This is a genomic window from Erysipelothrix sp. P66, from assembly GCF_038682365.1.
Lineage (GTDB): Bacteria > Bacillota_I > Bacilli_A > Erysipelotrichales > Erysipelotrichaceae > Erysipelothrix > Erysipelothrix piscisicarius.
Genome location: NZ_CP152290.1, coordinates 1,240,714 through 1,255,083 on the forward strand (window position 1 = coordinate 1,240,714; position 14,370 = coordinate 1,255,083).

16 protein-coding genes and 7 tRNA genes are annotated in these 14,370 nt (G+C 38.1%); 8 read left to right on the forward strand and 15 right to left on the reverse strand.

The window, feature by feature from the left end; genetic code table 11:
- Window positions 1–12: 12 nt before the first annotated feature.
- The 13 genes from rplV to AAG186_RS06165 form a co-directional block, all read right to left on the reverse strand.
- Window positions 13–348, reverse strand: coding sequence for a 50S ribosomal protein L22 (rplV, locus tag AAG186_RS06105; RefSeq protein WP_003775195.1), 336 nt, complete (start codon window positions 346–348; stop codon window positions 13–15).
- A 1-nt stretch (window position 349) separates the two neighbouring features.
- Window positions 350–625, reverse strand: coding sequence for a 30S ribosomal protein S19 (gene rpsS / locus AAG186_RS06110; RefSeq protein ID WP_003775192.1), 276 nt, complete (start codon window positions 623–625; stop codon window positions 350–352).
- 21 nt (window positions 626–646) lie between these two features.
- Window positions 647–1,483 (reverse strand): 50S ribosomal protein L2, encoded by an 837-nt coding sequence (rplB, locus tag AAG186_RS06115; protein WP_125164265.1) that lies wholly within the window; start codon window positions 1,481–1,483, stop codon window positions 647–649.
- A 64-nt stretch (window positions 1,484–1,547) separates the two neighbouring features.
- Window positions 1,548–1,832, reverse strand: coding sequence for a 50S ribosomal protein L23 (gene rplW, locus AAG186_RS06120; RefSeq protein WP_003775188.1), 285 nt, complete (start codon window positions 1,830–1,832; stop codon window positions 1,548–1,550).
- Window positions 1,832–2,461, reverse strand: a complete 630-nt coding sequence (gene rplD / locus AAG186_RS06125) for a 50S ribosomal protein L4 (RefSeq protein ID WP_125164263.1) — start codon at window positions 2,459–2,461, stop codon at window positions 1,832–1,834. Before rplD ends, rplW begins: the two co-directional genes overlap by 1 nt.
- On the reverse strand, window positions 2,454–3,146 hold the full coding sequence (gene rplC, locus AAG186_RS06130) for a 50S ribosomal protein L3 (protein ID WP_125164262.1): 693 nt from the start codon (window positions 3,144–3,146) through the stop codon (window positions 2,454–2,456). Before rplC ends, rplD begins: the two co-directional genes overlap by 8 nt.
- A gap of 15 nt (window positions 3,147–3,161) precedes the next feature.
- The gene (rpsJ, locus tag AAG186_RS06135) at window positions 3,162–3,473 is read right to left on the reverse strand and encodes a 30S ribosomal protein S10 (protein ID WP_003775184.1); all 312 of its coding nucleotides are present in this window, start codon (window positions 3,471–3,473) and stop codon (window positions 3,162–3,164) included.
- Between the two features lie 362 nt (window positions 3,474–3,835).
- Window positions 3,836–5,020, reverse strand: coding sequence for an elongation factor Tu (gene tuf / locus AAG186_RS06140; RefSeq protein WP_018579501.1), 1,185 nt, complete (start codon window positions 5,018–5,020; stop codon window positions 3,836–3,838).
- Between the two features lie 90 nt (window positions 5,021–5,110).
- Window positions 5,111–7,177, reverse strand: coding sequence for an elongation factor G (gene fusA / locus AAG186_RS06145; RefSeq protein WP_161637319.1), 2,067 nt, complete (start codon window positions 7,175–7,177; stop codon window positions 5,111–5,113).
- 30 nt (window positions 7,178–7,207) lie between these two features.
- A complete protein-coding gene (gene rpsG, locus AAG186_RS06150; protein WP_003775176.1) occupies window positions 7,208–7,678 on the reverse strand; it encodes a 30S ribosomal protein S7 in 471 nt (156 codons plus the stop codon).
- Window positions 7,679–7,708: 30 nt separating this feature from the next.
- Window positions 7,709–8,128 carry a 30S ribosomal protein S12 gene (rpsL, locus tag AAG186_RS06155; protein WP_003775175.1) on the reverse strand — a complete coding sequence of 140 codons (420 nt, stop codon included), beginning with the start codon at window positions 8,126–8,128 and terminating at the stop codon, window positions 7,709–7,711.
- A 206-nt stretch (window positions 8,129–8,334) separates the two neighbouring features.
- Entirely contained in the window at window positions 8,335–9,438 is a 1,104-nt protein-coding gene (gene ytvI, locus AAG186_RS06160; protein WP_125164259.1) for a sporulation integral membrane protein YtvI, read from the reverse strand.
- 40 nt (window positions 9,439–9,478) lie between these two features.
- The gene (locus AAG186_RS06165; RefSeq protein ID WP_342621408.1) at window positions 9,479–10,015 is read right to left on the reverse strand and encodes a thermonuclease family protein; all 537 of its coding nucleotides are present in this window, start codon (window positions 10,013–10,015) and stop codon (window positions 9,479–9,481) included.
- A 120-nt stretch (window positions 10,016–10,135) separates the two neighbouring features.
- Between AAG186_RS06165 and AAG186_RS06170 the strand changes: the two genes are divergently transcribed.
- The 8 genes from AAG186_RS06170 to AAG186_RS06205 all read left to right on the forward strand — a co-directional run bounded on the left by AAG186_RS06170 (window position 10,136) and on the right by AAG186_RS06205 (window position 11,783).
- A tRNA-Ser gene (locus AAG186_RS06170) sits at window positions 10,136–10,226 on the forward strand.
- A gap of 25 nt (window positions 10,227–10,251) precedes the next feature.
- Window positions 10,252–10,327 (forward strand) — tRNA-Asp (locus tag AAG186_RS06175).
- A 7-nt stretch (window positions 10,328–10,334) separates the two neighbouring features.
- Window positions 10,335–10,408 (forward strand) — tRNA-Gly (locus AAG186_RS06180).
- A 235-nt stretch (window positions 10,409–10,643) separates the two neighbouring features.
- A tRNA-Asp gene (locus AAG186_RS06185) sits at window positions 10,644–10,719 on the forward strand.
- Window positions 10,720–10,722: 3 nt separating this feature from the next.
- Window positions 10,723–10,796, forward strand: a tRNA-Gly gene (locus AAG186_RS06190).
- Window positions 10,797–10,819: 23 nt separating this feature from the next.
- A tRNA-Asp gene (locus AAG186_RS06195) sits at window positions 10,820–10,895 on the forward strand.
- Window positions 10,896–10,898: 3 nt separating this feature from the next.
- Window positions 10,899–10,972, forward strand: a tRNA-Gly gene (locus AAG186_RS06200).
- 112 nt (window positions 10,973–11,084) lie between these two features.
- A complete protein-coding gene (locus AAG186_RS06205; RefSeq protein WP_161637317.1) occupies window positions 11,085–11,783 on the forward strand; it encodes a hypothetical protein in 699 nt (232 codons plus the stop codon).
- A 93-nt stretch (window positions 11,784–11,876) separates the two neighbouring features.
- Here the strand turns inward: AAG186_RS06205 and AAG186_RS06210 are convergent, their stop codons facing one another.
- On the reverse strand, window positions 11,877–13,883 hold the full coding sequence (locus AAG186_RS06210; protein WP_342621409.1) for an ABC transporter permease: 2,007 nt from the start codon (window positions 13,881–13,883) through the stop codon (window positions 11,877–11,879).
- Window positions 13,884–13,967: 84 nt separating this feature from the next.
- Window positions 13,968–14,366: an effector binding domain-containing protein gene (locus tag AAG186_RS06215; protein WP_125164255.1), complete on the reverse strand. Its 399-nt coding sequence runs from the start codon at window positions 14,364–14,366 to the stop codon at window positions 13,968–13,970.
- Between the last annotated feature and the right edge of the window lie 4 nt (window positions 14,367–14,370).

The window sequence follows — 14,370 nt, forward strand, 5'->3', positions numbered from 1 at the left end:
TCTGTCCTCCCTTTAGGCGCGTTCCGAAACCACAACAGTAATGTGGCTTGTACGCTTCATGATTGGCGCTGCAGAACCTTTAGCACGAGGTCTGAAACGCTTCATTGTTACACCTTCGTCAGCATAGCATGCTGAGATGTAAAGTTTTTCTTCATCTAATTGATGATTGTTTGTTGCATTTGCAATTGCTGAATCTAAAACTTTAGCAATTACTTTTGAAGCAGAATTAGGTGTATATCTTAAGATAGCTGCTGCATGATCAACATCAAGTCCACGAATTTCATCTAGAACAAGACGTGCTTTACGTGGAGTAACACGAACTGTTTTAACTATTGCTTTTACTTCCATATTAACGACCCGCCTTCTTGTCAGCTGCGTGACCTGTATAACGACGTGTTGGTACGAACTCACCTAATTTATGTCCTACCATGTCTTCAGTAACAAACACAGGAACGTGTTCCTTACCATTATGCACCGCAAACGTATGCTCAACGAATTGAGGGAAAATAGTTGAACGGCGTGACCAAGTCTTGATAACTTCTTTTTTGCTTTCAGCATTTAGTTTTTCAACTTTATTCATTAAATGAAGATCACAAAATGGTCCTTTTTTTAAACTACGACTCATATCTTTCTTCCTTCCTTTCGTCTACTTATCATTGCGTCGACGTACAATTAACTTAGTCGATGCTTTCTTATCTCTACGAGTTTTAACACCCATAGCTTTTTTACCCCAAGGTGTCATAGGTGACTTACGTCCGATTGGAGTACGTCCTTCCCCACCACCATGAGGGTGATCAACAGGGTTCATAGCGGAACCACGTACAGTTGGGCGAACACCCATATGACGTTTACGTCCAGCTTTACCAATGTTTACTAATGAATGTTCTGAGTTTCCAACTTCACCGATTGTTGCACGGCATGTTGATAAAATCTTACGAACTTCACCAGATGCTAATTGAACAGTAACATGTTTTTCTTCAATACCAAGAACTTGAGCTGATGTTCCAGCTGAACGCACTAATTGTGCTCCACGTCCTGGTTTTAATTCGATATTGTGTACTAATGTACCTTCAGGCATTTGGCCTAATTCTTTAGCGTTACCAACTTTAATATCAGCAGATGCGCCACTAAAGATTACATCTCCAACTTTTAACCCTTTTGGAGCTAAAATGTATCGTTTTTCACCATCAGCATAGTTTAATAAAGCAATATTTGCTGAACGGTTTGGATCATATTCGATTGTAGCAACTTTTGCTGGAATATCATCTTTGTTACGTTTAAAGTCAATAATACGGTATTGACGTTTGTGTCCACCACCGATGTGACGAGTTGTAATACGACCTGTATTACCACGTCCACCAGTTTTACTTAGTGGAGCTACTAATGAACGTTCTGGTTTAACATTTTTAGATAACTGTTCGTTAGCTAAAGTTGTCATTCCGCGACGTCCAGGAGTAGTTGGCTTATAATGTTTAATTGCCATGTAATAATTCCTCCCTACGCAAGTTATCCGGAAATAGCGTAATTCTTCCGATAAGTTTTATTGATTAAAGAACTTCGATTTTTGAACCTTCAGCAAGTTTCACGATTGCTTTGCGAACTGCCTTAGTTTGTCCTTCGTAACGTCCTACACGTTTTTTACGTGGTAAAACATTGATAACGTTGATTTTTTCAACTTTAACATTGAAAATTTCTTCGATAGCTTGACGAATTTCGATTTTGTTTGATCCCTTAGCTACTTCAAAAGTAACTTTGTTATCATTTTGTTGCATCGCTACTGTTTTCTCAGTAATAATTGGACGAACAATAATATCTCTAGGGTTACGTTTCATTATGCAAGCACCTCCCCAGCTTCAATAGCTGCTTTTTCAGTGAATACAATTTGATCGCAATTTACGATATCATAAACGTTTAAACCTTGAACATCTAACATCATTGTGTTTGATAGGTTACGCATTGATAAGTAAGCATTGTCAACATTTTCTTCAGCTGAAACAACAAATAGAGTTTTCTTGTTTAATTTAAGTGCATCCATCACTGTGATGAATTCTTTAGTCTTAACGTTTGCAACTGTTAAGTTTTCAACAACTGACATTTCTGAATCCATAACTTTTTGTGATAATGCTGAACGTAGAGCTAAACGACGAACCTTACGGTTAAGGCTGTATTTGTAGCTTCTTGGAGTAGGTCCGAAAACAACTCCACCACCACGCCATTGAGGAGAACGGATTGACCCTTGACGAGCACGACCTGTTCCTTTTTGACGCCATGGTTTACGTCCACCACCGCGAACCTCTGTACGGTTCTTAGTTTTGTGTGTACCTTGACGAAGTGAAGCTTGTTGCATAACAACGGCTTCAAAGATTGTTTGATTATTTGGTTCAATTCCAAATACTGCTTCGTTTAACTCAAGTTCACGAAGACTCTTGCCTTCAAGGTTTAAAATATCTAACTTAGGCATTTTCGGAATCCTCCTTAACTGCAAAGTCAACTAATTCAACTGGATCTTTAGATTTAACGCGTTTAACTGTTGATTTAACAATTACGAAACCTTTCTTAGGTCCAGGAATGTTTCCTTTAATTAATAGATAGTTACTTTCTGTATCAACTTTGATAACTTCTAATTTTTGGTTTGTTGTAGTGTATCCACCATGTTGTCCTGGTAAAATACGACCTTTTTTAATTACAGCAGGGTTTAATCCACCTGTTGCAAGTGAACCAACTCCACGGTGGTATCCTGAACCGTGAGCTTTAGGTCCTGTTTTTTGGTTCGCACGAACGATTGAACCTTGGAAACCATGTCCACGTGATGTTCCAGTTACGTCAACATATTCCCCTTCGCTGAATAAATCAGCTTTAATTTCTGCGCCAACCTCAAAATTCATCATTTCTGAGCCAGCAATTTCACGAACAAATTTCTTTGGAGCAGTGCTTGCTTTAGCAGCGTGAGCAATCTCAGATTTATTTGCACGTTGTTCCTTCACGTCGAAGGCACCTAATTGAACTGCTTCATAATTGTCTGATTCCATTGTTTTCTTTTGAAGAACAACGTTTGGTAATACTTCGACAACACTAACTGGAATTAATTTACCGTCAGTTGTGAAGACTTGTGTCATTCCTAATTTACGTCCTAGTAATCCTTTCATGATAACTCCTCTCTACTAAAGTTTGATCTCGATATCAACACCGCTTGGTAGATCTAAACGACTTAATGCGTCGATAGTTTCTGCCGTTGGGCCAACAATTTCAATCAATCTCTTGTGAGTTCTTGATTCAAATTGTTCACGAGAATCCTTATTAACGTGTACTGATCGTAAGATTGTTACGATTTGTTTTTCTGTTGGTAATGGAACAGGTCCTACTACCTTTTGTGCGCCGTGATCGTTAGCAGCTTGAACAATTTTTTGTGCTGCACTATCAATAGTACGGTGTTCATAAGCTTTTAGACGAATACGAATAAAATTCTTTGCCATGGAAATTCCTCCTTCTACTGTCTATTTCCAATAGACCTGCTCTGTACAAATTCCCCGGCTTCTCACTGACCATGACAACGCTATTCAGTGTGCCGGCAACCTTGCACTTCTATGCAGTCGCTTTAGTATTATACACTATCTATCTATAAATTCAAGGACTTTTGGACTATTATTTCAAAAAAAATAAATTGGTATAAAAATCCTCCTTTTAAGCGGTTCTATTGATTGTAATTACATTCTGTTTGATCTCGAAAAATCCATTTTTTTCTTATATAAATAGCGACAATAGGTACGAGTCCACAATTTGACTTGTTTGCATAAAAAAACCTCTACTTAGTAGAGGTTCATTTATTAAAAAGTAATTATTTAACGATTTCTGTAACGTTACCAGCACCAACTGTACGTCCACCCTCACGAATTGAGAATGTTGTACCTTGCTCTACAGCGATTGGAGCGATAAGTTCTACAGTCATTTCTACGTTATCACCAGGCATAACCATATCAACACCTTCAGGTAATTGAATTGTTCCGGTTACGTCTGTTGTACGGAAGTAGAATTGAGGACGGTAGTTGTTAACAAATGGAGTATGACGTCCACCTTCTTCTTTGCTTAAGATATAAACTTGAGCTTTGAAGATTTTGTGAGGTGTAACTGAACCTGGTTTAGCAAGAACTTGTCCACGTTCGATTTCTTCACGGTTAACACCACGTAGAAGTGCCCCAACGTTATCACCAGCCATAGCTGAATCTAACATTTTGTGGAACATTTCGATACCTGTAACAACAGTTTTTGATGTAGGGTGAATACCAACGATTTCAACTTCTTCGTTAAGTTTTAATTCTCCACGTTCAACACGTCCTGTAGCAACTGTACCACGACCTGAGATTGTGAATACGTCTTCTACTGACATTAAGAATGGTTTGTCTGTATCACGAACTGGTTCTGGAACATTAGCGTCGATAGCATCCATGAGTTCGATAATTTTTTCTTCCCATTGTGCTTCGCCTTCTAATGCTTTAAGAGCTGATCCGCGGATAACTGGACAGTTATCTCCATCGTAATCGTTTTCTGATAGTAATTCACGAACTTCCATTTCAACTAAGTCGATTAACTCTTCGTCATCAACCATGTCGCATTTGTTCAAGAATACTACGAAGTAAGGAACACCTAATTGTTTTGCAAGTAGGATGTGCTCACGAGTTTGAGGCATTGGACCATCTGTAGCTGAAACAACTAAGATAGCACCGTCCATTTGTGCAGCACCTGTGATCATGTTTTTAACGTAGTCAGCGTGACCTGGACAGTCAACGTGTGCGTAGTGACGAGCTTCTGTTTCGTATTCAACGTGTGAAGTTGAGATTGTGATTCCACGTTCTCTTTCTTCAGGCGCTTTATCGATTTGGTCGTAAGCTTGAGCAGCCCCGCCACCTTTTTTAGCTAATACGTTTGTAATAGCAGCTGTTAATGTAGTTTTACCATGGTCAACGTGTCCTAATGTACCAACGTTAACATGGGGTTTGGAACGATCAAATTTTTCTTTTGACATGTGCAATTTTCCTCCTATGTATAAAATATTGCCTATCAACTATATATTAAGATAATCTTCATATAAAATCAATACGTAAATATCAACTGGTTATTTTTTCTTTTTAGCAACTGTTTCTGCAATGCTCTTAGGCACTTCTTCGTAGTGATCGAATTGCATTGATGAGTTACCGCGACCTTGTGTAAATGAACGAAGGTCAGTTGTATATCCAGACATATTTGATAGTGGAACCCAAGCTTTAACGATAACTGCGTTACCGCGTTCTTCTTGATCACGAATTTGTCCACGACGTCCTGAGATATCTCCCATAACTGCCCCTAAATATTCACTTGGTGCTGTGATTTCAACATTCATGATTGGTTCTAATAGTACTGGATTACATTTTTTAGCAGCTTCCTTGAAAGCCATGCTAGCAGCGATTTTATAAGCCATTTCTGAGGAGTCAACATCATGTGATGATCCGTCGAATAAAGTAGCTTTGATATCAATTGCAGGATATCCAGCAATTAAACCATTTTGAAGTGCAGCTGTAAGCCCTTCTTGTGCTGGTTTGATAAATTCACGAGGAACTGTACCACCAACAACTTTATCAACCCATTCAAAACCTTTACCTGGGTTTGGTTCGAATTTGATCCAAACGTGTCCGTATTGTCCACGACCACCAGATTGGCGAACGAATTTACCTTCACAGTCTGCTGCACTACGAATTGTTTCGCGGTAAGCAACTTGTGGAGCACCTACGTTAGCTTCAACCTTAAATTCACGTTTCATACGATCTACAAGAATGTCTAAGTGTAACTCACCCATCCCCGCAATGATTGTTTGTCCTGTTTCATCATCGGTATATGTTTTAAATGTTGGATCTTCTTCAGCTAATTTAGCTAAAGCAAGCCCCATCTTATCTTGGTCACCTTTTGATTTTGGTTCAACGGCAACGTTAATAACTGGTTCTGGGAAGACCATTGATTCAAGAATGATTTCATTCTTTTCATCACAAAGTGTATCCCCTGTTCCTGTAACTTTAAGACCAACAGCAGCAGCGATTTCACCAGCATAAACGTTATCGATTTCTTCACGGTGGTTAGCATGCATTTGCATGATACGACCGAAGCGTTCGCGTTTGCGTTTTACTGAGTTATATACTGGTCCACCTGATGTTGCAACACCTGAGTACACACGGAAGTATGTAAGACGTCCAACAAATGGGTCAGTCATAACTTTGAAAGCTAGAGCTGAGAATGGTGCTTCATCACTTGCTTCACGAACAGCTTCTTCACCACTTGGTAAAGTACCATTCACAGCTGGAATATCAACTGGTGAAGGTAAGTAATCGATAACTGCATCAAGCATCGCGATAACACCTTTATTCTTATAAGCAGCACCACAAAGTACTGGGAAGAATTCACCACTGATTACAGCTTTACGGATAGCAGTCTTGATTTGTTCAACTGTTGGTTCAACACCTTCAAGAATAAGCATCATAAAGTCTTCATCGAAATCAGAGATTTGTTCAAATAATACTTCACGAGCTTCAGCTACTTGAGCTTTAAACTCTTCAGGAATTTCAACAATATCATCTGTTTTTTGTGATACGTCAGCAAACATATGTGCTTCTTGCTCAACGATATCAATGAGACCATCGAAATAGTCTTCAACCCCAATAGGGATTTGGATTGGTGCTGATTTAGCTCCTAAACGATCAACAATAGTTTTTGCTGACATATAGAAATCTGCACCGGTTGCGTCCATCTTATTAATGAACACGATACGAGGTACGTTATATTTTGTTGCTTGACGCCAAACAGTTTCTGTTTGAGGTTCAACACCTGATTTAGCATCAAGTACTGTAACCGCACCATCAAGAACACGTAATGAACGTTCAACCTCAACAGTAAAGTCAACGTGACCAGGAGTATCAATAATGTTTACGCGGTGGCCCTTCCAAGCAGCAGTTGTAGCAGCTGAAGTGATTGTAATACCACGTTCTTGCTCCTGCGCCATCCAGTCCATCGTTGCAGCACCATCATGAGTTTCCCCGATCTTATGTGTACGACCTGTATAATAGAGAATACGTTCTGTTGTAGTTGTTTTACCAGCATCGATGTGAGCCATGATACCGATATTACGCATTTTATCTAATGAAAATTCTCTTGCCATAAGATGTAAGTCTCCTTTTCTACGTTAATCTTACCAACGGTAGTGTGCGAATGCTTTATTGGCTTCAGCCATTTTATGCACATCGTCACGTTTCTTAACTGAAGCACCTACACCATTTGATGCATCGATGATTTCAGCAGCTAAGCGTTCTTCCATTGTTTTTTCTCCACGTGAACGTGAATATTGAACAATCCAACGAAGTCCAAGTGTCAAACGACGTTCTTGAGTTACTTCAATAGGGATTTGGATGTTTGATCCACCAACTCGGCGAGCTTTAAGTTCTAAGACTGGTAATACGTTGTCTAAAGCTTCCTCAAATACTTCCATTGGTTGGCGACCTGTTTTTTCTTCAATAATTGCAAAAGCGTTATAAAGAATTGATTGTGCTAAACCTTTTTTACCATCAATCATGATTCTGTTGATTAAACGTGTTACTAATTTTGAATTGTAAATTGGATCAGCAACTACGTCGCGCTTTGGAACATGTCCTTTTCTAGGCATTTAATTCACTCCTCTCATTTTTGATGTTAATTAATCTTCTTGTCTTGGTTTTTTAGTACCGTATAGTGAACGGCTTTGACGACGGTCAGTTACACCAGCACAGTCCATTGTTCCACGAACGATGTGGTAACGAACCCCAGGTAAGTCTTTAACACGACCACCACGAATAAGAACAACACTATGTTCTTGTAAGTTGTGACCGATTCCTGGAATATAAGCCGTAACTTCCATACCATTACTCAAACGAACACGTGCATATTTACGTAATGCTGAGTTAGGTTTCTTAGGTGTCATTGTACCAACACGTGTACATACTCCACGTTTTTGTGGACTATTTACTTTAGTTGTTTGACGTTTAATCGTATTTAAACTACGACCTAATGCCGGTGATTTCGATTTGTAAACGCGTTTTGTACGACCTTTTTGAATCAATTGGTTAATTGTAGGCATTAATTTTCTCCCTTCTTAGTTTTTGTGCACACAGTACCATGTGTGCCACGACTCACATATTAATTAGGTTTCCACGAAAGAAACCCAGTATTAATTCATAAGCCTTTACATTTTATCACACTAATCGTTGTTGTCAACATATTAAACAAAAAAAATATAATAATCAGAGTGCAGTCAATGTGACTGCATCCGATTATTAATTTCTTCTAGTCCTCTATGGCCGTTTGATTCAAATCTTCATCTCTGCGAAAGATGGTTATTTTACCTTCGTCATGAAGCGTTTTAAGAATCGTTGCCGAGATTGGAAGTGCGAATAAACCTACGAAACCAAACATCTTCAACCCTACATATATAAGGATAAGGGTTGCAAGGGGATGCAATCCAATTTGATCTCCAACAATCTTTGGTTCCAAGATATTTCGAATGACGGTAATAATGATGTAAGTAATCATTAAACCAACACCGAGTGGTGTGTTTCCCATAATGAGTTCAATAATGAACCAAGGAATCATAACTGTCCCAGTACCAAGAACTGGAAGAATATCAATGATTGCTACCATAAAGGCTAATCCTATTGGGTTATGAATTCCAAGAACAAAGAATGCGATTGATAATTCAACAAACGTTAATGACATCAACTTGGCATATGCTCTTAAATATTTTCCTAGAACTGAAATGAGTCCATCTTTAATATCTAAGATTAACGTTCTTTGTTTAAGTGGAATCATTCCCATCACACTATTTACAATCCCTTGATAGTCAAGTGTAAAGAAGAACGATGAAATAATCGCGATAAGGATTGAAATTAATACACTTGGAATCGAGGAAATTAATCGTGTTATAAAGTTTATTGTACCACCCGAAATCCCTTTGAAAATCCCATCGATGCTTTGCACCACAGAGCGACCGATTGATTCAATAATATCAATTACATCAGGGTCGAGATTTACGACCGCACCTTCAACCCAAACAATAATTGATTCGATTGCTGGTGAGAGTGTCGTTTGATAAAAACTTGGAACAGCCTTAGCAAAATTTTGGATGCCTGCAATAACCGCTACCAAGATCCAAAAAATAGCCGCAGCTAATAATATATAGAAAAGAATAACAACTAAAAGTGAAGACCCTTTTTGATTTCCAATTTTTTTCGTTAATTTAGATATTACCGGCTTCAACAAGAATGCAATCACAAAACCAATAATAAAGGGCATCAAGTATTTTGTTGAAAACTTAAGTACTAAAGCAGCAAGACTAAAACTTATTGCAAAATATAAAATATTAATTATAAAATTTTTACGTTTTTCGATCATAATTTCCTCCATCTATAATTTATTTTAAAGATATAGCGATTTAATGTCTACCTTTATCACGCCACAGGCCAATATTTAGCTTTTTCGCTTGATTTTGCAAACGATTCAGTTGATCTACATAAAGATAGTCTCCGTAAATGTATTTCACTTTAGCGTAGCCGCCCGAAACCAGGAGTTCTTGCAAAAGTACATCATCAACACGCACCCACGCTATCACACGTCCATACTTGTCGTATTTATCTGCGTTGGGATCATATTCAAGTTCAATCGTTTTTGCACTTTTTAAACGATTGCATGTGAACGAACTTGCCTCTTCAGCATAAAACTGAGGATTGTACTCATCATTTTGACGTAATTCAGGTGTATCAACAGCAATAAAACGAACTTTCTCTTTTTTCCCACCAATGTTTAGCTGTGCTGTATCCCCGTCAATACACTTACTTAGTGTAACCTGTTCCTTGTTTGAATTTATATTTGGTTTCATAAATTCTGTTAGAATAAATACGATTACTAAAACGGCGAATAGCGTGATTTTAAGTAACATATTTGCAGTCTTTTGTTTATTTTTATTGTTCATAGACTCATTATACCCCAAACAACGGTAAATATTAAAAAAAACAATAAAAGGCTATTGCCTAAGACCTATTGTTGTGATAATATGAATGAGCACTCAAAGAAGAGCGCAAGAAACAAACTTGGAGATGTACTCAAGTGGCTGAAGAGGTGCCCCTGCTAAGGGTATAGGTCGGGTAACTGGCGCGGGAGTTCAAATCTCCCCATCTCCGCCATTATTTGTTTCTTAAATAAAAAAATGGTCCAGTGGTGTAGCGGTTAACATGCCTGCCTGTCACGCAGGAGATCGCGGGTTCGATTCCCGTCTGGACCGCCATTTTTTTGCAGGTGTAGTTCAATGGTAGAACACGACCTTGCCAAGGTTGAGGCGGGGGTTCAATTCCCCTCACCTGCTCCAAAAATATTAAAATAATATAGAACGTAACGTTCTTTTTTTTTCGTATGATAACTTCATGGTACTTTTTAGAAGTGAATTTTCGTATTTTTCCGTCGTGTTGTTGACTGTAAGGTTGCATTCCAGTGTTGTTTTGAAATCAGACAAAAAAAACTAGTTTATGTTGTAAAAAAGGCTTGGAATAAGAATATATCTATGGTAATATATATGAGCGTTAAAGGTTTAACGTTTTGCAAATGGTCCAGTGGTGTAGCGGTTAACATGCCTGCCTGTCACGCAGGAGATCGCGGGTTCGATTCCCGTCTGGACCGCCATTTGCAGGTGTAGTTCAATGGTAGAACACGACCTTGCCAAGGTTGAGGCGGGGGTTCAATTCCCCTCACCTGCTCCAAGAAAAATTTAATGTTTGCAAATGGTCCAGTGGTGTAGCGGTTAACATGCCTGCCTGTCACGCAGGAGATCGCGGGTTCGATTCCCGTCTGGACCGCCATTTGCAGGTGTAGTTCAATGGTAGAACACGACCTTGCCAAGGTTGAGGCGGGGGTTCAATTCCCCTCACCTGCTCCAAACAGTTAATCCAACTCTATAAGTCTACTTATAGAGTTTTTTTTATGATTTTAAATTCTATGATTGGTTTTCGTTCATTATACGTTATAATGCTTTTAAAGGAGGTTTGTGTATGCCTACGTCAATCTATTTTATGAATATCATGGACAGCTATCAAATCGTTGTCGCAATAATCAGTCTGTCTGGTGTTTTACTGAGTTCTCTTTTTGGATACATTAGTTCATATCTCGGTAGAAAACAATCTGCAGATACCGAACTCAAAAAAATCAAAGAGAACCATCAGAAGCAAATTGATCAAGAGAAAAAACTTGAGAAGGACACAAAACTTCGTATTGTCTTACAAGAACTCACCGAGGGTTACTATGCGCTAAACTATGACCAATCAATTCCTGGCACTTACTTTAATACAAACGAAGGCCAAGAAGTATTTAATCGTGTTATGTCATTTATCACCGCCTACGGAAATGAACAATCTGTACAAACAACCATTTACCTTCAAAAAGCGATTTTTGGGAGTAACTTATTAAGTAACTACTATCAAAGATTGTCCGAATATGTTGAAAACGACCTAACCTATACCATTGATTGGATTCGTTATGAAACGAATGCACTCACATCAATCTTAATTGCTCAGCTACGATATGACATCAGTCATGAATTATTGAATCCAAAAGATCTCATGATGGTGAAGTATAATAACGACAATCCAGTTCTTAGAGATTTTTTTGAATCAGGCGTTGACCTCTTTATCGAAATGCTTGAACTGAAACACTTTGATGCCTACACCGAAAATCATCAAGCATTGAAATAGAAATAAAAAACATACTCCACCATGGATGTAAATCTCTTTTCCGTACTAGGAATTAGGGATTCACTTCAAATGAGTATGTTTTTTATTTGTTTTTTATTTGCGTTTTACTTTAATAATACGTTTGCTGTTGAAATAAGTGATCACAAAATAGATCAAGTAGAACATAAAGACAATAACCACTGTTGACACACTGAGAACATTTGATGTGTACCCTAAATTTATAAGGTTTAAATTTCGCTCAACTGCAATCAAACCGACTACCGTATGAATCAATGCAACCCCTAGTGGGATGAAAAAGTATAAGGCCGTCTGTTTCAACAATGCTCGATTAATCATGGCATGTGATGCCCCGATCTTACGCAGGGTTTCATACCGCCCTTGATTATCGCTAGCCTCCGATAACTGTTGTAACGCCAAAATAACGAGACTAACAATAAGAAGCACCATCCCCACATACAGGCCAATTGCAGCAATAATAATTTCAGTTCCCATGCCTGTAAGCCCCGAGTTATATCTTGTAAGTACATCGGTATCATAATAATTTGTGAGATCTTGGGTTTGTCTTTCTTGAACATGTTCTAGAATACGTTCAATATCTCCTTCAGTTGAATGTAGTGCATTGCCACTTACTACAGTTTTTATAAAAACATCGGGCCAGGTGGCCTTTATCGAATTGACATCATCTTCATGAGCTACAAGGATTGGATAGCCATTTGACTGATTCGAAAAAATCACAAAATTTGCCTCATCATAAGGTTGTAGGAAATAGTCAACAGAACCTAAGGTTAAGGGTTTTCGATAATCAAGGACATCAACCAAACGCGCACGCATTGTAATGAGATTGTTGTAATCCGGTTGAAAATAGATTTGATTCTTCGAAAGCGTCAACAACGGTTTATTTTGGATGGTTCGAACTTTATTGTAATCACTTAGCGTCATGAGAGCCAAAGGTTCATTAACAGGTTTTTCCTCACCAATATCATCATAAATATTGAATACCTCCGTATCAAAAGATTCCGATCGATAGAGGTTGATTTGAAAACCCGAACTAAAATATTCATTAAGATTTAAATCGTTATAGTAATTTTTCACAGTTCCCACGTCATCATACATAAACGTAAATGAGGCATCATAAGGAATGGTTTCAACCGCAAAATTAGAAATGCGTTTATTAAGGTTTAGCCCCGTCGCTAAAATAGTAATACCAAACAATAAGGTAATGGATACCACGGCCATGACACGATATGTCGAACGAATTTTATTTGAAACTTGTCGAACGACAAATAAATTAAGGTTGCGATAGTATCGTGAGCGGTTTATATGTACAAAATATTCCACAAATTCTGCCATAGATTTAAATAAAAGGATTGTCGCAAAGATTCCAATCCCAACAATAATCGGCATAAAGAAGATAAGTTGCCCTGCTTTAAGAACCCATAAGTAATCAAAAATCAAAATCGCAATCGCCCCAATAAGTTGAAATACCGTCCACCAAACCGAAACATTTCGCAACACCTCTTGTGTTCTATGAGCATTAAACAATTCATTTAACGTAATCTTCCGCAGTTTCCGTTGATTAAGAAACATAATCAATACAAAGATTCCACTAAAACAATAAATCGTTCGCCGCGCCCCCTGTGTTGAAAAGATAAATTGATAGTGAATCGGAACCGCTAGGATTGTCCCCATCAACACACTCGTAATTTGCGTTAAGATATAGCCTGAGAACAGGCCTACTGCAAGTGCAGCCAATCCAATTAAAAATGTTTCTGCCATCAAAATCAATGACATTTTAAAACGTGACATCCCCAAAAGCATGTACAATCCAAACTCTTGTTTTCGTCTACCAATGATGAAATTATTTGCATAGACGATAAGGAAAGCAAAGATTACGACGACTATAAAAGATATCACATTGAGGGCTTCTGATACCAGTTCAAACGTTCGTCCCATTTGATTTGTAAGTTCCAAGATTCCCGCTTGATCTTGAAAGGATCCAAAAATATAGAAAAGTGCTACAGAAAAAGCCAGTGTCACAAAATACACGGTATAGTCTTTATAGCTTTTTCGAACGTTTTTAAATGCCATTTTTATGACCATAGTTAGAACTCCTTAGTTGTATTTTATCATATTTCGATAAACGACCACCTTACATTCTCGTAATAAAAAAGAATAACATAAATGTTATTCTACTGCGATAAAGATATCGATACGTCCATCTTCATAGTATTTTTCAAAATCAATGGTATACGCACGTTTTAACTTATCCGATGCCTCCAACGACCAGATCAATTTCCATGTATTTAAAACACCAAATTCATCGGTTACATCAACAGGAAACACTTGATAATCATTGCGTTCGTCCACGACCAACAATTCGCTTGTTTGTTCAAACTCAGTTGCAAGGCCCAGAGAATACAATCCCTTATAGTCTGTCTTGTAGTCCGTATAGACTGCATATTTCGCCGCATCATAATGTGGCAATGATGTATTGAATCGCTCCCACATTGAAGCAAGCTTTTGTTCAAACTCCGGGTCATCAAAACTATTCGTCCGAATATCTTCTCTTATAAATAAATTCATGGAA